The organism is Lysinibacillus boronitolerans JCM 21713 = 10a = NBRC 103108 (assembly GCF_000772935.1).
Lineage (GTDB): Bacteria > Bacillota > Bacilli > Bacillales_A > Planococcaceae > Lysinibacillus > Lysinibacillus boronitolerans.
In genome coordinates, this window is sequence record NZ_JPVR01000052.1 from 1 (window position 1) to 20,151 (window position 20,151).

Consider the following 20,151-nt stretch of genomic DNA (forward strand, 5'->3'; position numbering starts at 1 on the left):
AAAAGACTGTAGGCAAACTCAAAATTCATTGAGTTTGTCTACAGTCTGAGAGGAATAGTGATAACTATTCCTCCAACGTTCATCTACTTATTTTTTCTTTCTTACACCGACTAAATAGCCGACAAAAGCAATACCTACTAGGACAATCCAGAATGTTAACTCCCATGCCGTGGAATGTGGAAATTCTTTAGGCAATATTCCCACCTTTTCATGGGCCAATGTTAAGACTACTAGCTTCACGCCTACCCAGCCAACGATAAGAAATGCTGCTGTTTCAAGTGACGGGTAATCATTTAATATTTTTACAAACCATTGCGCAGCAAAACGCATCATAATAACACCAATAAATCCACCAAGGAGCATCACAATAAACTGCCCGCCATTGATACCACCAATATCAAATTCGCCTAAGTGTGGTAATGTTACAGCAATTGCAACGGCTGCAAGCATCGAATCAATAGCAAATGCTATATCGGCCGCCTCTACCTTTAGAACGGTGAACCAGAAACCAGAACCTTTTTTTCCAGCATTTTCAGTTGCCTCTTCTTCTTCATCCTTATGTTTCCGCAAATCATAAATATTTTTCGCAGACATAAATAATAGATAAGCAGCACCGACTGCTTGAATTTGCCAATAATTAACCAAAACTGTAATAACAAATAGTGCGGAGAATCGGAATATTAATGCTCCAAATAGTCCATAAAATAATGCCTTTTTTTGCTGCTCTTGTGGTAAATGCTTCACCATAACAGCCATTACTACCGCGTTATCGGCTGCAAGTAATCCCTCTAATACTACAAGGACAATTAACACCCAGCCATATTGTAATAAAATCGCTTCCATTCTAGTGCCTCCTCTAAGCTCTCTATACCCTCAATGACCATGTCATCCAAGTATAAAAGAAAAAAACCCCTGCCCTAATTCAGGCAAAGGTCTCGCTAAGTAAATTCGTACCCTTTCTTTTTACGGTACTTCAATCTACACGTCATACGTATAGAGCCATTCACTATCACACCCGATGGTAGTACCATGTCTTGACGGATGTGAAACCAGGTAAAGTTAGTTGCCTGTTAGCTACTCCCCTTTGACAAATTGTCGAAGGTATCTTCTTTCAAATATTATAGCACTATCATTTACAGCTGACAAAAATATCTATATGTTTTTTTCGTTACTTAATCTGAATTTGATAGCTCTTGTCTTCCTTATGTGCTAAATAAAACTCAATCATTTTTGGCATCGTTTGTATAAAATCAGGGCATGTAATACCTCCTTTTTGTAAAATATGATGTGCTTCAGCCGTATCAAATGTGGCATTCCATGTTAAATAATCTAATGTTTCTAGTTCGACACCTAATTTCCTTCGAATAAAAGGTATCTGTAATGATAGCTTTGCCACTATAAATGGTAAACGTCCTTTTGGATAAGAATTTGTAACTAGTTTCACCATTGTACGGTACACCTCCTGTACTGGGTGAGGATTAGGGTCAGTTAAATGAAGTGTCTTCCCTTCTGCATGCTGTTCACTAACCAGGAAAGTAGAAGCATTTATAATATAATCAACTGGCACCACATTAATCGTCGAGGTAGTTTGACCAATATACGGAATAAAAGGTAAATATTTCAAACATTCCACTAAGTTTAAAAAGAAATAAGGACCATCAAATTTAATGGTTTCACCAGTTTGTGAATGGCCACGAACAATGCCAGGTCTAATAATTGTCAATGGTATTTCCGATTTTAAATCTTCTACTCGATGCTCAGCTTCATATTTGGTTTCCTCATAATGGTTTTTAAATGCTCTTGGTCGAATCAGTTCATTTTCACGCAGTACTCCCTCTCGTGTACCAGCCACATAGGCAGTGCTAAAATACATATAGCGTTGTAAATTTGGTAAGGTACGGACAAAATCATTGACCATTGTTGTGCCATGAACATTTACTTTCCATGCAATATCACGTGGCACAGCTAAATCGTAGATTGCAGCTAAATGCCAAAGCACTTCGATTTGCGGTACAATTTCTTTGAGGTTCTGATTGTCTAATCCAAGGTTTGGTAGTGTTATATCGCCTTCCACTATTCGAATCGAACAGTCAGGAAAATCCTCTAATATTTTGTCTCTTTCCTTATGTGCCTTTATGATTTCACCTGCCAACACAATTGCAATAACTTGTTGTGTTTGTTTCTTTTGAAATAACGCTCGAATTAGTTGACTCGAAATGAAACCAGGAAAACCTGTAAAAAAATGAACCTTCATTTCCCATTCCCCCTTGAACCTAGTGCATCTTTCTTGTTTCTTTATCCATTAAACTGTAAATAATCGGTACAATATACAGCGTCAGTAAAGTTGAGGTTACAAGCCCTCCGATAACAGCAATCCCCATTGGCTGATTCATCTCGGTCCCTTCTCCAATGCCAAGTGCGAGTGGTAATAGCCCTAAAATAGTTGTTAAGGCTGTCATTAAAATGGGACGAAGCCGATCTTGGGTAGCAAGTAAAATTGCCTCATAAGCTGGCATGCCCATTGCCTTTTGCTGATTAATATAATCTACTAGTACAATGCCGTTATTTACGACTATGCCAACTAGCACTAAGATACCGATAACAGAGGTTACACCAATTAAAGTATTTGTAACGAACATAGCGATTGCCACACCAATGATCATTAATGGAACAGTAAACATGATAACAAACGGATATTTAAATGACTCAAATTGAGCTGCCATCACAATATATACAAGCACGATTGCTAGCATCACAGCTAGAAGCATATCATCGATTGCACTATCATAGAGCTCTCGATCCCCGCTGAACACAACTTGAGTAGTTGATGGTAAATTAACTTGCTCTAATGCCTTATCTACCTTTGCAGAAATTCCCCCCAGCGATTCCTTTGTTTCATAGTCTACAAAAAATGCCACTGCTGCTGCTTGATCAGAACGACGAATGGATACTGGCCCCTCTTGCATAGAAACCGTAGCCACGTCCTCTAATTTCACAAATAATCCTGCTGGCGAACGAAGCTGCATAGCTTTTAAAGCATCTATACTAGTGTTAAATGACTGTCCAAAGCCTGTATAAACAGGTAATACTGCCCCGTCCTCAGCAATCAATTGGGACGTTAATTGACCCTTTGTCATTTGATTTACAGTTTGAGCGATTTGTGCTGGAACAAAACCATAGTCTTTTGCTTTTTCTCGATCAACTTCAATTTGAATCTCTTGAACAGTATTATCTAAATCCGTAGAAACATTTGTCACTTGCTGAATCGCTAGTAGTTTCTGCTGCACTTTCTTAACCGTTTGCTGTAGCCTCTGTTCATCAGAGTCTGTTAAGCGGAATGTTAAAGTGTGTGGTGACGAGCCTGTAGCTGTCGATACATTAAAAGTAATTTCAGCTTGCTCTCCAAATTCACCCTGTATATCTTGTTCTAGTTCTTCCACAAATTCAAAAATGGAACGCTTTCTTTCTGCTAGTGGGACAAGTTTTACATACATTTCAGCTTGATTGGCACTAGTTTGTCCACGTGCTTGGGATTGTTGCGTACCACCAATGAAACTAACATACACATCTACATCTTTTTCCTGTTTTAATCGTTCCTCAATTTGCTTAACAATCTTTTCTGTTTCTGATACAGCGACACCTTTTTCAAGATTGACACTTATAGAGGTGAACCCCTCATCTGTAGGTGGTAAAAATTCAGTACCTATTCTAGTCAGTCCAAACAAAGAAAGACTAAAGCAAACCACTGTAAAAAGTAGTATAAGCATTCGATGCTTTAGTACCCATACAATTGACGCCTTGTAATGCCTATAAAATCGTGATTTACTGCGTTGGACATAAAAATTACTGTTTTTCATTTTTAAAAGTCGACTTGCTAGCATCGGAACGACTGTTAGCGCAACAACCAAAGAGGCAATTAAGCTGAACGAGATTGTTAAGGCAAACTCTGTAAAAATTTGACCAATCAATCCTTCGATGAACATAACAGGAATGAATACTGCTATTGTGGTTAAAGTGGAAGCGGTAATCGCAAGGGCTACTTCCTTTGTTCCTTCCTTTGCTGCAGTAATCGGATCCTTTTCTAGTCCTAGATGTCTTTCTATATTCTCAATAACGACTATGGCATTATCCACAAGCATGCCAATCCCAAGTGCCAGAGCACCTAATGTCATAATATTGAGGGAAAAATTCGCAAAAAACATCAAAACAAATGTAACAATAACGGAATAAGGAATCGCAATACCAATGATGATTGGACTCTTTACACTACGTAAAAAAACAAAAAGGATGAACATCGCAAATAATCCACCTAGTAGTAAGGAAGAGCCAATGTTACTAATCGCTAAATCCACATAATTACCTTGATCAACTAAAATATCTGCTGTAATTCCTTTATACTGTTCTTTCTTTAGTAAAGCCTCTAAGGCCTTTTGGAACTCCTTAGAAACCTCTGCTGTATTTGCACCAGATTCCTGTAATACAGACATAAGAACTGCTGGATGCTCATTTGCACGTGTTGTGGTAATAGATTGTTGTTCTGTCCTCTCGACGGTTGCAAGATCACCAACGGTTAGTGATTTGCCCGTTAAAGGATTCACAGAAACAATTAAATCGGCAATGCTTTCCGGAGACGATAATGTACTAACAATACGTGTTGTTAGCATTTTGCCATCATCTGTTGAAACAGGCTCGCCAGGAAGAGACACATTATTCGCTTGAACTATTTGCATTACATCTGTCTGTGTCAAGCCCTCTTCAACTAGCTTTGCTTCATCCAATGTTATTTGGATTTCTTCAATCAATTTGCCAGAAACATTCACACTGGCAACACCATCTGTCCGTAGTAGCTCCTTCTCTAAGTGCTCTGCTAATACACGGACATCTACTTGATTATTTTCTGCACGTAAAGATAGCTGAATAATGGGAAATTGAGACGGATCAAATTTTAGAAAACTAGGCTTGCCAGCATCATTAGGCAATGGGGTCATATCAATTCGCTGTAAAATATCAAGTTGGACAACTTCCATGTTCGTGGACCAGTTGAACTCAAGCACAATTAAATTGGAGCCTTCCTGTGAGGTTGACTGGATTTTTTTGATACCAGGTAAGGTGGCAAGTGTAGCCTCTAATGGCTTCGTTATCTTTTCATTTACCTCCGTCGGGCTTGCCCCAGGATAAGAGGTGACAACCACTCCAATAGGAGGATTTAACTCTGGAATTAACGTAATCGGTATTTTTAATAATGATACACCGCCTAGTATGATAACTAAAAGCATAGTAACAATCGTAAAGACAGGTCTTTTAATGGAAAAATGACTAATATTCATATCAACAAACTCCTTTTCTACCTCTTCCTTTCTATGATAGCCGAAAAGGAGATTATTTTATAAATAAGCTCCCGTTATTGAGATCCTACCTCTAAGGAAACTTATATTTCCTAATAATGTATATATTCTACAAACAGTGTCATTTTTCCTTGCAAAAAAACACGAATCGCAAAATTGTCGATTCGTGTTTTATGATTATAGAAGGCTATAAAGTTTAATGTTTTCGTTTTTATCTGCAAACCAACGCATAGCGAACTCATTTTCAAATAGGAAAACAAGATTGTCAAAACGGTCTTTTACAAGCATTGATCGACCTGAGGACATTGATTCTTTGACATCCTCTTCATTTTCAATCCAACGGGCGATTTTCGAGCCAATTGGCTCCATCTTTACTTCTACATTATATTCATTATTCATACGATGCTCAAATACTTCAAATTGTAATTGACCAACTGCTCCAAGGATCACTTCCTCTGTATGCAGCGTTTTATAGTATTGAATAGCACCTTCTTGTACTAATTGTAAAATCCCTTTATGGAATTGCTTTGATTTCATAACGTTCTTCGCAGTTACACGGACGAATAATTCGGGTGTAAACTGTGGTAATTTTTCAAATTGGAATGTTTTCTTGCCACCTACAACAGTGTCACCAATTTGGTATGTTCCTGTATCGTATAAACCAATAATATCCCCAGCAACTGCTTCATCTACTGTCTCACGATCGTCTGCAAGGAACTGTGTAGATTGTGTGACTTTAAATGACTTCCCTGTACGAGATAACGTCATATTCATTCCACGTTCAAATTTACCAGAAACAATACGTACAAAGGCAATACGGTCACGGTGTGCAGGATTCATATTGGCCTGAATCTTGAAAATAAAACCAGAAAACTCATCATGCTCCACAGGATCAATAAACTGCTCATCTTCAGTAATTCTTGGCTGCGGCGTCGGTGCGAATTGTAAATAGGTTTCAAGGAAAGTTTGAACACCAAAGTTCGTTAAAGCTGAACCAAAGAATACAGGTGTTAATTCCCCACGACGAATTTTTTCCTCAGAATATGCATTTCCAGCTTCATCTAAAAGCAAAATATCGTCCATTGCTTGTGAATAATAAGAAGTTACCTTCATTGGATGCTCCACAGCAAGCTCACCATTGTCGTCTATTGGTAAGAAACGTTCCGCTTCATCTGTACGGAATTGCTCAATGCGTTTATTGTAACGATCATAAATACCAAGGAACTCTTTCCCCATACCGATTGGCCAGTTCATAGGATATGCATTGATACCTAATACCTCTTCAAGTTCTTCAATCAATTCAAGCGGCTCTTTCCCTTGTCGATCTAACTTATTAATAAAGGTAAAAATAGGAATACCACGCATTTTACAAACCTTAAATAGCTTTAAAGTCTGTGCCTCGATCCCTTTGGCAGCATCCACTACCATGACAGCACTATCTACAGCCATCAATGTACGATATGTGTCTTCAGAGAAATCTTGGTGACCAGGGGTATCCAAAATATTCACACGAGAGCCATTATAATCGAATTGCATGACAGATGAAGTAACCGAAATTCCACGTTGTTTTTCGATCTCCATCCAGTCCGATGTTGCAAACTTACCTGTTTTTTTCCCTTTTACTGTACCTGCATCACGAATGGCACCACCAAAAAGTAAAAGCTTTTCTGTAATCGTCGTTTTCCCAGCATCAGGGTGACTGATAATGGCAAAAGTACGACGCGATAGTATATCTTTTTCTAAATTTGAATTCATCTCGTCATTCTCCTTTTTTCATACTTAATAATAATAAAAGAAGACTTGCCTTTCGTACAACCTTTTTACATGAAATCTCAAAAAAGAAAACCCTTTAGTTACTACTAAAAGGGTTTCCTAAGAATTTAGCTTTCATCACACGAATTTTAATCGGCCAGCTTCTATCGCAATTTCTGCATCACTATGTGGAAATTTGGTATTTTCGATAATTTGGTAATCCTCATGGCCTTTACCAGCAAAAATAATCATGTCACCAGGCTCAGCAATTTCAATTGCATGGCGCACTGCCTCTGCACGATCTCCAATACAAGCATAATTATCATGAAGCATACCTTTAGCAAGGTCACCTGTAATACTATCGTAGTCTTCATAGCGTGGATCATCTGTCGTTAAAATGACATATTCCGCAGCAGACGCTTTCTCAGCCATGGCAGGACGTTTCGATTTATCACGATTACCACCTGTTCCAACTAAGAAAATCAGCTTGCCCTTTTTATAAGGTTGTGCTGCTTCAATCGCCTTTTCAATTGCATCTGGAGTATGTGCATAATCAATAAAAATTTGTACAGGTAGATCTGAACATACTTTCTCCATACGACCTTTGACGGGCGGTAGTTGCTCGATTTGCTCAATAATGGACTCCATTGAATAGCCGCGACCATAAAATGCAATCATGGCTGCCAATACATTATAAATGTTAAATTCCCCAAGCAAATTCATTTTTACACGATAAATTCCTTCAGGCATTTCCACGTCAAATGATGTCATATAGTCGTGATACTCACAGTTAATGGCGCGGAAATCAGCCTTTTCATTTTTTAAACCATATGTCCACACTGGAAATGGTGTCATTGCAGCATAACGCTCTGACCAAGCATCGTCAGCGTTCAACACAACAAATTTATTTTTTTCTAAATCTTGTCCAAGTTGGGAAAATAATAAGCCTTTTGCATGGCCGTATTCCTCCATCGTACCATGGAAATCAAGATGATCGTGCGTTAGATTCGTAAAAATAGCGATATCATAATCAACACCTGCTAAACGTCCAAGTGCTAACCCGTGTGATGAAACTTCCATTGTCATTAATCGACAGCCTTCCATTTTTGCACGGAAAATCATTTGTTGTGTTGATAACGCATCACTCGTTGTATTAGCTGATTCATATAAGATACCATTTAAATTAAAGCCAATTGTGCCGGATAAGGCCGATTTTTCGCCCATCCCATGCATTATATTTTGAATAATTCCTGTTACAGATGTTTTACCGTTTGTTCCTGTTACACCAATCATTGTTATGTCCTTAGAAGGATAATCAAAGAACTTTGCAGCTAGTAAACCTACTGCACGATCTGTATCTTTCACAATCACTTGTGCAATCGTCTCTCCTAGCGGTAATTCACGCTCTGTTACAACAATTGTTGCGCCGCCATCTACAGCCTTTTGCGCATAATCATGCCCATCTACTGTATAACCTTTGATACAAACAAACATGCTATTTGGTTGCACACTTCTCGAATCTATTACGATATCGCTAACCTGATCTGGCAGCACGCCAATTATTTTTTTCAAAGGTAATGCGCTTAACAATTCCTCTGCATACATTTCATAGTCCTCCAATCAATCTCTACACTCATATCATCATTCTTAATCATCGACAAAAAACGACAATACAAAATCCCCCACGTTCTATTGAACTTATTTTACTACTTATTTCATGATAAATAAAATGCCTCTCTTGTGTTTTTTCGACGAAAACGCTTTCATTCGAAGAAAAAATCATGTTTTCTTCAAATTTTCATTTATAATCACCAATCGGCATTTTTCGACATAGCGAGAAAGGTTTATATAGAGAACAATCGTCTATGCATTTGAAGCTTATAGTTACAATGGAGGCATGAGAAGATACCTCCATTGTTAGGCTATTTCATAATTGAGCGTACAATTTTCACTTTTTGTTTATATGGTGGGAACAGCACATTTGTCTCCAGCTTGGAAGATTTCTTCAAGATAGATTTCGGGTGAGTAAAGTTTTCAAAGCTCGCTTTGCCATGGTATGCTTTTACACCTGAAGGACCTACACCACCAAATGGTAAATGTAAATTTCCAACATGTGTGATGGTATCATTAATACATCCTCCTCCAAATGGTAATTCTTCCAAAAAGTATTGTATTGCTTTTTCATGTTCTGAAAAGAAATATGCCGCTAAAGGCTTCGGTAATTGGCGAATTTGATGAATTGCAAGTGGCAAATCATTATACATCATAACAGGTAAGATAGGGCCAAATAGTTCCTCCTGCATTGAAGGGCTTGTCCATTTTACATATTCGATAATTGTCGGTTCAATATATAAATCATCTCGATCCATTCGTCCACCATATGTAATGGCATCACGTTCTTCCACTATTATTTGCTGTAAACGATCGAATTGTTTCAAATTGACGATACGTCCGTAATCAGGGCTTTTCAAAGGATTTTTGCCATAAAACGAACGGATTGTTTCTTTTAATATTTTCATAAACCGGTCATAAACGTCTTTGTGTACAAGCAGATAATCTGGGGCCACACATGTCTGTCCAGTATTAGTAAATTTCCCCCATACAATCCGCTTTGCCGCTACTTCTAATTTTGCTGTTTGATCGACAATTGCAGGACTTTTGCCACCAAGCTCTAAAGCAACCGGTGTCAAACGTTCTGCAGCAGCTTTTGCTACTACTTTACCTACGGCTACACTACCTGTAAAAAAGATATAATCGAAGGAAGCATGGATAAGAGCCGTAACCTCTTCCTTTTCACCTTCTACAATACGTACGTATGAAGAAGGGAACGTTTCCTCAATGATTTTTTTCACAATGGCAGCTGTGTGTACAGATGTTTCTGACGGTTTGACGATTGCTGTGTTTCCTCCAACAATGGCACCAATTAGTGGCTCCATTACAAGCTGGAATGGATAATTAAAAGGCCCGATTATTAATGTAACTCCATATGGCTCACGAACAATAAAGCTCTTGCCCATTTGATATTGTATCGGTGTTTTGACTGCTTCTGGTTCCATCCATTCTTCTACATGCTTTACCATATATGAAATACTATCTAATACAATGCCAATTTCTGTTGCATATGCTTCAAATTCACTTTTACGAAGGTCTAAGTAAAGCGCATTCAATATTTCTTTCTCATATTTCAAAATTGAAGTTTTTAATTTCTTTAGTTGCTCTTTTCTAAATTTCACACTTTTTGTAGCGCGGGAAAAATAAAATTGACGTTGCTCTGTAATCATATTTTCTACATCTTGTAACGTAAAATTCATCAATAAAGCACCCCTTTTTTTTAAAATGGCATACATAGTTTTTTTCATTTTGAAACAAACTATCTTTGTCTATACGATACAACATCGAGAGGCAAAAATCCTCTTTCTACATCAAGGGGGTGTAATGGCAATATGTGAAATGAAATGTTTTAGTTTTTTCATCTCGGGAAATATACAACTACATATTAAAACCGAAACGGGGGCGTAGATGAATGACAACAACAACAGGAACATGGTGGGAGTCCATTTTTTCTGGACCATTATCGCATGGAATTTGTGAAGAAAAAATAGTGCTATTACAAGATGAGGCTTTCTTATATCTCTCTACAATACCTGTGGAGAATGAAGAAATTCCAGAAGGAAATTAAAAAATAACGCATTATAGGATGCCCCTATAATGCGTTTTTATTATTCTAATTAACAATAAATACTTGCCGCAATTGTTCTAATTGTGCTTCAAGTCTACTGATGGCCTCTTCCTCTATCGCAAAGCCACCCTCTTCCAAACGAATAATTTGTTTATCTACAATGTAAACAGAATTAGTAATGGATGTGGCTCCCAGTACAGCTAATACTGGCTTAAGCGCATATTCCAATGCCAGTAAATGGCTGATTGACCCTCCTACGGCAATCGGGAGTATAGCCTTATCGAGCAAGGCTTTCTGGGGTAGTAAATCCAAGTAGGTTTTCAAAATACCTGTATAGGATGCTTTATAAATAGGTGTGAGGATGACAATAAAATCTGCTCCCTTCACATGCTCATTTTCAGATTGTATTTCCTTACTAGAAAAATTCGCTGTTAATAAATCTGTAGCTGGGAGCTCATGTACATAATTTGAGTGAACCTCTACTCCTTGTGCAATGAAATGATTCTCCACCTTTTCATGAATGGCGGTAACTCTAGAATTTTTTGAATTACTTCCATTAATAATGACTGCTTTTGTCATCTTACCCACTCCCCTTAGCAATTGTTATTAAAAAAGGCCCCTATTCTACAATTCGACGGATAATCGTTTTGTAAAATAGAAGCCTCTAGATGTCTAGTTAACTTAAATACCTAGTATTCTTATAAAATTAATTTAACATAAATTTCTTGAATGTCAACAGCTTTTTATCATTGGTGGATTGCTTTCCCAAATACAGCTTTTGCTACATCACCAATATGCTCTGATACAGTAGGATGTGGAAAAATCATATGTGCAAGTGATTGAGCTGTACCGCCGACATTTTTTGTTGCTAATAGTGCATTAAGCATTTCTGTTGCACCATCAGCTACTACACAAGCACCTAAAATTTGCCCATTATCCTTGGATGAAATTAGCTTCACAAAGCCTTCGGTATTCCCCTCCATTAATGCCTTTGCATTTGTTTGTAGTGGCATTTTCGTTACAATGAACGGTGATTTGACTTGCTCTTCTAGTAAACCAAAAGTGGCAATTTCAGGATGTGTATAAACACAACGTGGAATGCATGTTTGATCAATTGGTATTGGTTGATTGCCTACTATATAATCGACAACATATATTCCCTCTGCACTGGCAGCATGTGCAAGTTGATAACCACCCACTAAGTCACCAATCGCATAAATATTTGGCAAGCTTGTTTCAAAATGCTCATTGACAGCGATTAATCGACCATCAAGAGCTAATTCTAATTGCGTAGCAATTTCGATATTGGGACGACGTCCAGTTGCAAATAATAGGTTTTCATATGTATAAGATCCTTTAGATGTATGAATGGTATTACCTTCAAATTTTTCAAATTGAAAATCTGTCACAAGATCAATACCCAGTTTCTTCATCTTTTCTCGAATCAGCGGTCTTGCTTCAGCCTCTTCCGTTTGTAAAATATCCTCGCTATGATTAAGTACTGTTACCTTTGTACCAAGTGGTGCTAAACTAAACGCCATTTCAATTGCAATTACGCCCCCGCCAATAATCGTTAACTGGTCTGGAAGCTTGTCTATATCGAAAAAGGTGTCCGTCGTATAGTAGGTAGATGTCTCTAATCCTTCAAATTGTGGAACAAATGGTTTACTACCAGTCGCTAAAATAATATGTGATGACTTTATCGTCTCATTCCCGATCGTTATCGTTAAATCCTTTACGACTGAAGCTTCACCACGATATAAAGTAATATGATTGCTGGCAATATCATGCTCAATGTTTGTTATTAGTTCATGAATAATCGTATCTTTTCGTTGCATTAGTCGAGGAAAATTAATTTCTACTTTAGGCACTTCTATTCCCCAGCTATTCCCTCTTTTTATTTCCTGCACAAGTTTACTATGCTCCAATAAAATCTTTGACGGAATGCAGCCAACATTATAGCAGGCTCCACCCAATTTATCTCGTTCGATTAGCGCTACTTTTTTGCCATTCTTGGCTGCATGTATGGCAGCCACATAGCCACCTGGTCCCGCTCCAATAATAGTAATATCAAAATTTTCCATAATTTTCACCTCATGTACCACCATATCATTTGCAAATTTTGAATGCAATGACAGACATAGTAAAAGCCTTCCATACAATGAAAGGCCCTTTGATATACTTGTTTACATTTTGTGAGCATTCAGTTTTCTTTCACAGGTATTGACCTGCTCTCGGGTATTTGTTTCTCTTTCTCGAGTATTCGACAATCATTGAGTGTTTAATAAATATTTCGTTGCCAAAATCGTTGCTGGGCAATGGCGGCTACAAATTTTTTCGGAAAATCTTTGTTACCTGTAGCTAAAACGATGCCTGGTCCTACATTGGCATTCGACATATTGAAGAAGGTTGTGCCAGTTGCAGCAAATCCTATGGGCTTAAAGTGACGATATGCTTCATTTATATAATTCACGATATAAGTATTAAATTTGGCCTGATTACTTGCCTTTACTCCAACAACATATAATGAGTCAAATAATACAGCATCGGTTGTAATAAATGTGTCAGTTGCTGTTAATTGCACACCATTATTCCCTGTCACAACACCTAGTCGATCAGAGATGATGCTGTAGCGCACACCTTGTCTTGTCAAATATTTCAATACTTCCCCGACTTCATTTGCATCAAAGCCATCACCAATTAAGACACCTACTTTCAGCGTATAAGGCAATTTAACGGTATTAGCTTGACTCAGTGCAGGTGAAGAGGCCGTTACCTTAGACTGTTCGCCATTAGGTCGATTAACGCCAACATTGTCTGCCACTGTTGTAGCCATTACTTTATCCACATGAACAAACATATCTACTACTTGCTGACGAACAGATTTACTTTTCACTTTTCCCACTTCGAAGCTAAAGGCATCGATAATGTGTTGTTTTTCGGGTGGAGACATGCTGTTCCAAAAGAGCCTTGCTTGTGAAAAGTGATCGTCAAAGGATTTACTACGTGCTCTTGTGATTCGTCCCTCAACCTTTTCTTCATAATGAACATAACCGCCTTCTTTTGCAGTAGAAGTAGCTGGTGTATTATTTGCTAATGAATTTTTATGATAGCTTACCCTGCCTAAATTAATGGTCTGTCGACTAAAGCCATTACGTTGATTGTTATGCACTGGGCAAATCGGGCGATTAATAGGGATTTCTGCAAAATTTGGTCCACCTAAGCGAATCAATTGTGTATCTAAATAGGAAAACAATCGACCTTGTAGTAGAGGATCATTCGTAAAATCTATGCCAGGTACAACATTACCTGGATGGAAGGCAACTTGCTCTGTTTCAGCAAAGACATTATCCACATTGCGATTTAAGGTCATCTTTCCAATTTTCTTTACAGGCACTAGCTCCTCTGGCCATAGCTTTGTCGCATCTAAAATATCAAAATCAAATTTAAATTCATCCTCAGGTTCTAGTATTTGTATACCTAACTCAAACTCTGGATAATCTCCAATTTCGATGGCTTCCCATAAATCTCTACGTTGAAAATCGGGATCCTTCCCTGCAATTATTTGAGCTTCATCCCACACAAGAGAATGCACTCCTAACACAGGCTTCCAATGGAATTTAACAAATCTTGATCTACCTTTGTCATTGACGAAACGGAACGTATGCACACCGAAGCCCTCCATCATACGAAAGCTTCTAGGAATTGTTCGATCAGACATATGCCACATAATCATATGAGCAATCTCTTGGTTATTCGCTACAAAATCCCAAAACGTATCATGAGCTGAGGCTGCTTGTGGCATATCATTGTGTGGCTCAGGCTTTACGGCATGAATCAAATCGGGAAATTTAATGGCATCCTGAATAAAAAAGACAGGGATATTATTACCGACTAAATCATAGTTCCCCTCATCCGTATAAAATTTCGTTGCAAACCCACGTACATCACGAGCTGTGTCCATCGAACCTAAGCTCCCTACCACTGTCGAAAATCTGACAAACACCGGTGTTTTCTTTTTCGGGTCCTGTAAAAATTTCGCCTTCGTATACTCTGACATGGATTCATATAGTTCAAACTCGCCATGTGCTGCAAAACCTCTGGCATGTACAACACGCTCTGGAATACGCTCATGATCAAAATGGGTGATTTTTTCTCTAAGATGAAAATCCTCCATAATTGTCGGGCCACGAACACCTGCCTTTAACGAATCTTCATCATTGGACACCCTTAGTCCCTGATTCGTTGTCATTTTCGTGCCCTCATTCTCGACACGAAACGGCTCAAGTTGATGATCCTTTGCGTTTCCTTCTACATTTTTGGATTGATTCGACTTTGAGTTATCCACGCAATCCCCTTTCATACATGTACTGAATTTCGCTCCATATACACTATATGTTTTTGAAAAAGAAACATGCCTTCATTTAGACAAAGCCCTATGTAAAGATAAAAACAGGCTTCTATTTGTTAATAGAAAACCTGCTCCTTTTTAAAATATGTATCGTATCATTTCATGTATGTTACAGTATGGGTTGTCACGGCTCTCTGTCTCTCGGAGGGCCATCATATCTGTGCAATTTTTAATTGCTACCTCATGTCGTAATGCAATGGGGGCTATGATGGATTCATCAGCCTTATGCCGAAAATAACGACTCACACCAAGATGCTGTTCCATTTTGTCATTTAGGACAGCCCGGGGGTATTTTTCTGTACTGTCGACTTCCTCAAAATGCAAGAGTAACCACAATTCAAATGCTTCATTTGTATAGGCAATATGAATATTTTTTTCCTCACAAAATTGATTTACTTCCTCTAATTGCTTTTCGGTTAGATCATCCTTATCAAAAACAATCCAAACCTCATCAAAGTATTGATAGCTGGAATCTCGATAAGCATGTTGGGCCAGTTTGATCGCTGAACGTTTAACGTTTTTTATTTTGACGCTAACCATCTTAGAGCGCTTTAAAATACGCATTTGTTCAAAATAGATGCGTTCTGTTTCACCTTCACAATAAATTAAAATGGTTTTACGCAGTGTTCGGCTCCCTTGTTGACGTACTCTCACTGCTCAGATACCTCCGCTTCTTCTAAGTATTGTTCAGATAAATACTCATTAATAACAGGTGTTGCACCAAATTCCCCTTTCATATAGCGTTTCGCATAAGAAAGATCTCCACGTTTCTTTTTGTAAATCTGCAAAATCAAATAAGGAGTATAATTCCGATTCATTTTTAAAACTTTTATTAACAAACCAAATTTGATCGGAGCGTAATGGCTGATCTAGTAATTCTATTTCATGACTCGTCACGACGAATTGATTACTGCTATTGCGTTTGCTATTCATAATAGCCATTAAAAACTCACAAATCGATACATGGAATGCTGTGTCGAATTCGTCTATAAAAATGGTTTTTCCTTTATTATAAGCATCCACCATCACACAGGCTAAATGCAGCATTCGCACTGTCCCCTTAGAGTCCATTGTCCAATTAATTGTTTCTGTCCCTATCGGTGCACCTGCTTCATCAAACGATAAATAATGTAGATCAATATCTACTTCTTGAATCACTTCAGATGAATCAAACTCATAGCCAATTGTATTTTTCTCTCTGCGTTCCACACGTCTAGCCGTGACATCTTGAATGGAGAGGTCTGCAATTTTTAGAAGTTTAATCACTTCCTTTTTAAAGGGCTCCTCTTCAAGTTTACGAATAAGAGGATGACTTGATAACCGATTTGCTTCATCTAGGAAAAGAATTTTATGTAAAAACCAATCGAATATCTTTAAAGCGTCTGGATCATTAAAAACATGTAATACTGATAGAAAGGCTGTATTATTACGTGTATATTTTGTCAATTCCTGTGAAGCTGTTTGAAATGTTTCATAAGAATATTCTGTACCATCCCATTGTCTGACAAATAGTTCTTCCTTCAGTGACTTGTTCGTTTTCACAAGACGTTCATAGAGAACTTGAGAAGCATTATACTGTATTTCATAATCATATAAAGCGCCGTCCAAAAAAAGCGATATCATAAACTCGGTTGGTTTGTCTTGCTGACTTCCTAACTTAAACGGTTGATAGGGTAAACGTAACTGCTTTACATTATTTAAGTTTTCAAAATTAAAAAGCAAGGATCGTAATACTTTAATAGCCGTAAAAAGATTAGATTTTCCGCTTCCATTTGGGCCAAAAATAAATGCACTTTTTACAAGACGTAGTGTATCAAACTGAATTGTATGGGTGTCCTTCCATTTTCGTAGGCGACTTCCCGCTACCATTGAAAACAACGTATCATCTTTATAACTTAAGCAATTTTTTACTCTAAAATCTACAAGCATATGTAAGCCTCCGTCCACAACCATTTCTTTAATGAATTATTATACTATAGACATAGAAAAAGACATATTACGCAATGTAATACTAATTGAATGCAAAACATCGCTTTAAATGCCTTAGATTCAGTCATATCAAGGGTTTCCATCTTATATATGTTAAATCAATAATGCAGAATAAAGCATAATGAAGTATGTTTTTGGGGCTAAGTGGGGCAAGTTTGGGGCTAATAAAATACGGCGAGCGTGTGTACAGGAATGTGTGAGTTATAACAGATTGGGGCTACCTGCTCCAATCTTTTTTTGTTGGTCAATTATAAGATCGCTTTATTACATAAAAATATTGCACTTTGGAAACATTACATTTCTATGAAATACTAAAAGGATACGTCGATTGACGCATCCTCAAATATTCTAAATATAAAGGATTTTATAACTTAATTAATTCCATTATGATTTCTTTTGTAATTTTGCTATTCTCTTCCCACGTTCTTTTACTTCTTCTTTCAATTCTAAATTCTCCTCCACCAAACAAAACATAGCATGAAAAGCTTCGGGATCTGACTCTTTTAACCTTTCTAACGCTTTGCTCAACTGTAAAAAGTCGTTCATTATTGATACACCTAAATTACGGTCCACATCTTTTTCGTGCCGCGATAGTGTATTTTTCTTTATCTTAGATTCTTTCTTTTGCGCCATAATTTATGTACCACCTTTCCTCCACAAGTTTTATTATTTGGAGAAATGTCCATAAAAAGATAACTATTAAAAACAGCTCTAGCCAGTGCTGTTTTAATCTTACTCCTTATAGTCTGATTCACTAACTATATACACATCAGCAACAACTTCTGATTCATGATTTCCAGATAAATCATTAATTTTCACCACCCTAAACGGATGTTCTTTTTCATTTGTAAAAGATAAAATACTATTTGCATGTTCTAACAATTCACCAGATAGTATAAACTCATCCCCTTCCTTAAGAGGTTTCGCCAAATCGATATTGTCCAATGGTAAATATACGCCACCAGGTGTTAAATATCCTAAAATGATATTGTAGTTATACATTCACACACCTCCCTTCATCATACCTAATTCGACAGAAGGAAATGATTTCCTGCTCATTTAGACAATAAAATAAAACTGTGTATACTTTATTAACCTCACTACTCCGTTGACATAAGACACCTCCTTCAATTTGATGAAGGTTACTCAATTTTGAGCAGGATCTTATATGGCGGCTGATTTTTCAGCTCATCTTTCTACTTCATATTTTAGCAATTCACGAAATTGATGAATTGCGCCACTTCGAAAATATAGGATTTGTGAACAATACACAAATTGCGTATCGTTAAAATGAAAGGTCAATTTATCCCTTTGCAAATTTAATTAGGACTGCGCAATTTTGCGCAATCCCCACCTTTGTGTTAAAGTGTTATTTAGATTGTATTTCCTTAGTCGATGTTAGCGCATCGGCTTTTTTATTTTCCTCTTTTTTAGCCATAACCTTTGCTATAGTTTCATTAATATACGTTAATACTTCCTCAAAGCTTTCTGGTTCTCTACCAAATTCTTTAGTGAATGTTTTTATGTTGTTTTCCATGGCAAGAGCGTTCCAACCTTCTGCACTGTTTATATCAAGCTTTGTAGCCACATCGATAGATTGCTCTGATTCGCCCTTAACTACTGTGTTGAATAGTTCCTCTGAATGAATGTTAATTGCTTCAACTTCTTTTGCCATTTCTTTAAACAATGGATAGAATCCCATATCAATTAAACGAACAGTATCACGTATTTCATTGATTGATAGATATGACATGCCAGGATCTTTATCCCAACCTTTATAAGTGATTTCATCAATTTTTTCCATTAACCTTGATACTGCGTTCTTCACAACCTCTAACTGAATCATCTGTGCTGATAAGTTATAGGCATTGTGACTATTTTCATGTACCAATGATTTTACTTTCGCTGCTACTTGTTCCATTCTGATACCTTCTTTCACTGTTTATTTGTTTGCTACTGCATTTAATAGTAATTGTTTGTTACAATCAGACATTACACGCCATTCTTTAACCGTTACTTTCATTTGAATTCACTTCCTTTCTTATTAAGATACTTCTGTTGGTCCATCTCTATCGGTTAGCCAGTTGTAGAAAGGTACTGGACGTACATTTACAGGCTTTTTCTTCATAAATGATGTGTTTGTTGTTGGATGCTTATCTTTACGTTGTAATGCCTTCTTATGAGCCCCTACGAATATGGCACGTAATGATTTAGTAACCGTCAGTACCCCTTCTTTAATATCGTTTGTCATTTTAAAAATAACGTTCTTGGCCAATATAAATTCCTGAATGTTACTTACATTGGATGCTAGTACCACTTTATGCAGCTCATCTTTAAAGTTATCTGGAAGTGGTAACGAATGCATAAAATCAAAAAGCATTACTTGGTACTCATTCATAAACTCTTTACATGCTTCCCCATCGGCATGAACCAGGTTATAGGCTTCTTGTAATAGAACAACCTCATATTCCTCGATAGGCTCGGCAGGATCTTCGCATGTTTCAGATTGGCTAGGCAAAATAATATAAATGTTTGCACCACGACCTCCCTTTACCTTCGTAGTTTTCTGTCTCTTAATGATTCCTAGCGATTCCAGTTTTGAAATAGCCCGATAAACTGTCTTTGTGCTTATCTCCAATGCTGCAGCAATTGTGGCAGCTTTCAAATGACAGGCTCCTGGATATTCCAAAGCATGACTAGCAAGCTTGAAAACGATGGCACGTTCTGATTCCGTTAAATCGTAGTAATGAGCCGTCATATGATTTTCTACAGCTGTGTCCATGTCTGCTATTGATTCAAATGTTGTGTATTGTGCTAAATATTCAAATGCCATCGTTTTCACCTCGCTTTCACTTACAAGTGTCAAACAAACAACGACTACGAAACGTAGTCATTAAAGATATAATAAAACGACTACGCTTCGTTGTCAACCACATTCCGTTGTCATAATAAAAACACTTTTATATACTTAAACT

General features: G+C 37.4%; 16 protein-coding genes. 1 reads left to right on the plus strand and 15 read right to left on the minus strand.

Going from position 1 to position 20,151, the window contains the following annotated elements:
* Window positions 1-87 precede the first annotated feature (87 nt).
* The 6 genes from CD31_RS01365 to CD31_RS01390 all read right to left on the minus strand — a co-directional run bounded on the left by CD31_RS01365 (window position 88) and on the right by CD31_RS01390 (window position 10,408).
* Window positions 88-843: a TerC family protein gene (locus tag CD31_RS01365; protein WP_036075192.1), complete on the minus strand. Its 756-nt coding sequence runs from the start codon at window positions 841-843 to the stop codon at window positions 88-90.
* Between the two features lie 325 nt (window positions 844-1,168).
* Complete coding sequence (locus tag CD31_RS01370; RefSeq protein ID WP_036075194.1) at window positions 1,169-2,254, minus strand: SDR family oxidoreductase; 1,086 nt, start codon at window positions 2,252-2,254, stop codon at window positions 1,169-1,171.
* Window positions 2,255-2,273: 19 nt separating this feature from the next.
* Window positions 2,274-5,327, minus strand: a complete 3,054-nt coding sequence (locus tag CD31_RS01375; protein ID WP_036075197.1) for an efflux RND transporter permease subunit — start codon at window positions 5,325-5,327, stop codon at window positions 2,274-2,276.
* 195 nt (window positions 5,328-5,522) lie between these two features.
* Window positions 5,523-7,100, minus strand: a complete 1,578-nt coding sequence (locus CD31_RS01380) for a peptide chain release factor 3 (protein WP_016994939.1) — start codon at window positions 7,098-7,100, stop codon at window positions 5,523-5,525.
* 135 nt (window positions 7,101-7,235) lie between these two features.
* A complete protein-coding gene (locus CD31_RS01385) occupies window positions 7,236-8,702 on the minus strand; it encodes a UDP-N-acetylmuramoyl-L-alanyl-D-glutamate--2,6-diaminopimelate ligase (RefSeq protein WP_016994940.1) in 1,467 nt (488 codons plus the stop codon).
* A gap of 317 nt (window positions 8,703-9,019) precedes the next feature.
* Complete coding sequence (locus tag CD31_RS01390; protein WP_036075200.1) at window positions 9,020-10,408, minus strand: aldehyde dehydrogenase; 1,389 nt, start codon at window positions 10,406-10,408, stop codon at window positions 9,020-9,022.
* 212 nt (window positions 10,409-10,620) lie between these two features.
* Between CD31_RS01390 and CD31_RS23455 the strand changes: the two genes are divergently transcribed.
* Window positions 10,621-10,776, plus strand: a complete 156-nt coding sequence (locus CD31_RS23455; protein ID WP_167334351.1) for a hypothetical protein — start codon at window positions 10,621-10,623, stop codon at window positions 10,774-10,776.
* Window positions 10,777-10,821: 45 nt separating this feature from the next.
* On the opposite strand, the gene ssuE is transcribed toward CD31_RS23455, so the two are convergent.
* The 9 genes from ssuE to CD31_RS01435 all read right to left on the minus strand — a co-directional run bounded on the left by ssuE (window position 10,822) and on the right by CD31_RS01435 (window position 20,009).
* Complete coding sequence (gene ssuE / locus CD31_RS01395; RefSeq protein ID WP_036075203.1) at window positions 10,822-11,355, minus strand: NADPH-dependent FMN reductase; 534 nt, start codon at window positions 11,353-11,355, stop codon at window positions 10,822-10,824.
* Between the two features lie 167 nt (window positions 11,356-11,522).
* Window positions 11,523-12,860 carry a dihydrolipoyl dehydrogenase gene (gene lpdA / locus CD31_RS01400; RefSeq protein ID WP_036075206.1) on the minus strand — a complete coding sequence of 446 codons (1,338 nt, stop codon included), beginning with the start codon at window positions 12,858-12,860 and terminating at the stop codon, window positions 11,523-11,525.
* A gap of 197 nt (window positions 12,861-13,057) precedes the next feature.
* A complete protein-coding gene (locus CD31_RS01405; protein WP_052125292.1) occupies window positions 13,058-15,139 on the minus strand; it encodes a catalase in 2,082 nt (693 codons plus the stop codon).
* Between the two features lie 126 nt (window positions 15,140-15,265).
* Window positions 15,266-15,841: an RloB family protein gene (locus CD31_RS01410; RefSeq protein ID WP_016993453.1), complete on the minus strand. Its 576-nt coding sequence runs from the start codon at window positions 15,839-15,841 to the stop codon at window positions 15,266-15,268.
* Window positions 15,842-15,889: 48 nt separating this feature from the next.
* Window positions 15,890-17,116 carry an AAA family ATPase gene (locus CD31_RS01415; protein WP_244905109.1) on the minus strand — a complete coding sequence of 409 codons (1,227 nt, stop codon included), beginning with the start codon at window positions 17,114-17,116 and terminating at the stop codon, window positions 15,890-15,892.
* A gap of 444 nt (window positions 17,117-17,560) precedes the next feature.
* Window positions 17,561-17,809: a hypothetical protein gene (locus CD31_RS01420; protein WP_036075211.1), complete on the minus strand. Its 249-nt coding sequence runs from the start codon at window positions 17,807-17,809 to the stop codon at window positions 17,561-17,563.
* Window positions 17,810-17,908: 99 nt separating this feature from the next.
* Entirely contained in the window at window positions 17,909-18,178 is a 270-nt protein-coding gene (locus CD31_RS01425; RefSeq protein ID WP_036075212.1) for a hypothetical protein, read from the minus strand.
* A gap of 367 nt (window positions 18,179-18,545) precedes the next feature.
* A complete protein-coding gene (locus CD31_RS01430) occupies window positions 18,546-19,097 on the minus strand; it encodes a hypothetical protein (protein WP_036075213.1) in 552 nt (183 codons plus the stop codon).
* A gap of 123 nt (window positions 19,098-19,220) precedes the next feature.
* Window positions 19,221-20,009 carry a helix-turn-helix domain-containing protein gene (locus CD31_RS01435; protein ID WP_052125293.1) on the minus strand — a complete coding sequence of 263 codons (789 nt, stop codon included), beginning with the start codon at window positions 20,007-20,009 and terminating at the stop codon, window positions 19,221-19,223.
* Window positions 20,010-20,151 lie beyond the last annotated feature (142 nt).

Coding starts and splice junctions, on each gene's coding strand:
- CD31_RS01365 (WP_036075192.1), bottom strand. CDS start 843: ATGGAAGCGATTTTATTACAATATGGCTGGGTGTTAATTGTCCTTGTA.
- CD31_RS01370 (WP_036075194.1), bottom strand. CDS start 2,254: ATGAAGGTTCATTTTTTTACAGGTTTTCCTGGTTTCATTTCGAGTCAA.
- CD31_RS01375 (WP_036075197.1), bottom strand. CDS start 5,327: ATGAATATTAGTCATTTTTCCATTAAAAGACCTGTCTTTACGATTGTT.
- CD31_RS01380 (WP_016994939.1), bottom strand. CDS start 7,100: ATGAATTCAAATTTAGAAAAAGATATACTATCGCGTCGTACTTTTGCC.
- CD31_RS01385 (WP_016994940.1), bottom strand. CDS start 8,702: ATGTATGCAGAGGAATTGTTAAGCGCATTACCTTTGAAAAAAATAATT.
- CD31_RS01390 (WP_036075200.1), bottom strand. CDS start 10,408: ATGAATTTTACGTTACAAGATGTAGAAAATATGATTACAGAGCAACGT.
- CD31_RS23455 (WP_167334351.1), top strand. CDS start 10,621: ATGACAACAACAACAGGAACATGGTGGGAGTCCATTTTTTCTGGACCA.
- ssuE (WP_036075203.1), bottom strand. CDS start 11,355: ATGACAAAAGCAGTCATTATTAATGGAAGTAATTCAAAAAATTCTAGA.
- lpdA (WP_036075206.1), bottom strand. CDS start 12,860: ATGGAAAATTTTGATATTACTATTATTGGAGCGGGACCAGGTGGCTAT.
- CD31_RS01405 (WP_052125292.1), bottom strand. CDS start 15,139: ATGAAAGGGGATTGCGTGGATAACTCAAAGTCGAATCAATCCAAAAAT.
- CD31_RS01415 (WP_244905109.1), bottom strand. CDS start 17,116: ATGCTTGTAGATTTTAGAGTAAAAAATTGCTTAAGTTATAAAGATGAT.
- CD31_RS01420 (WP_036075211.1), bottom strand. CDS start 17,809: ATGGCGCAAAAGAAAGAATCTAAGATAAAGAAAAATACACTATCGCGG.
- CD31_RS01425 (WP_036075212.1), bottom strand. CDS start 18,178: ATGTATAACTACAATATCATTTTAGGATATTTAACACCTGGTGGCGTA.
- CD31_RS01430 (WP_036075213.1), bottom strand. CDS start 19,097: ATGGAACAAGTAGCAGCGAAAGTAAAATCATTGGTACATGAAAATAGT.
- CD31_RS01435 (WP_052125293.1), bottom strand. CDS start 20,009: ATGGCATTTGAATATTTAGCACAATACACAACATTTGAATCAATAGCA.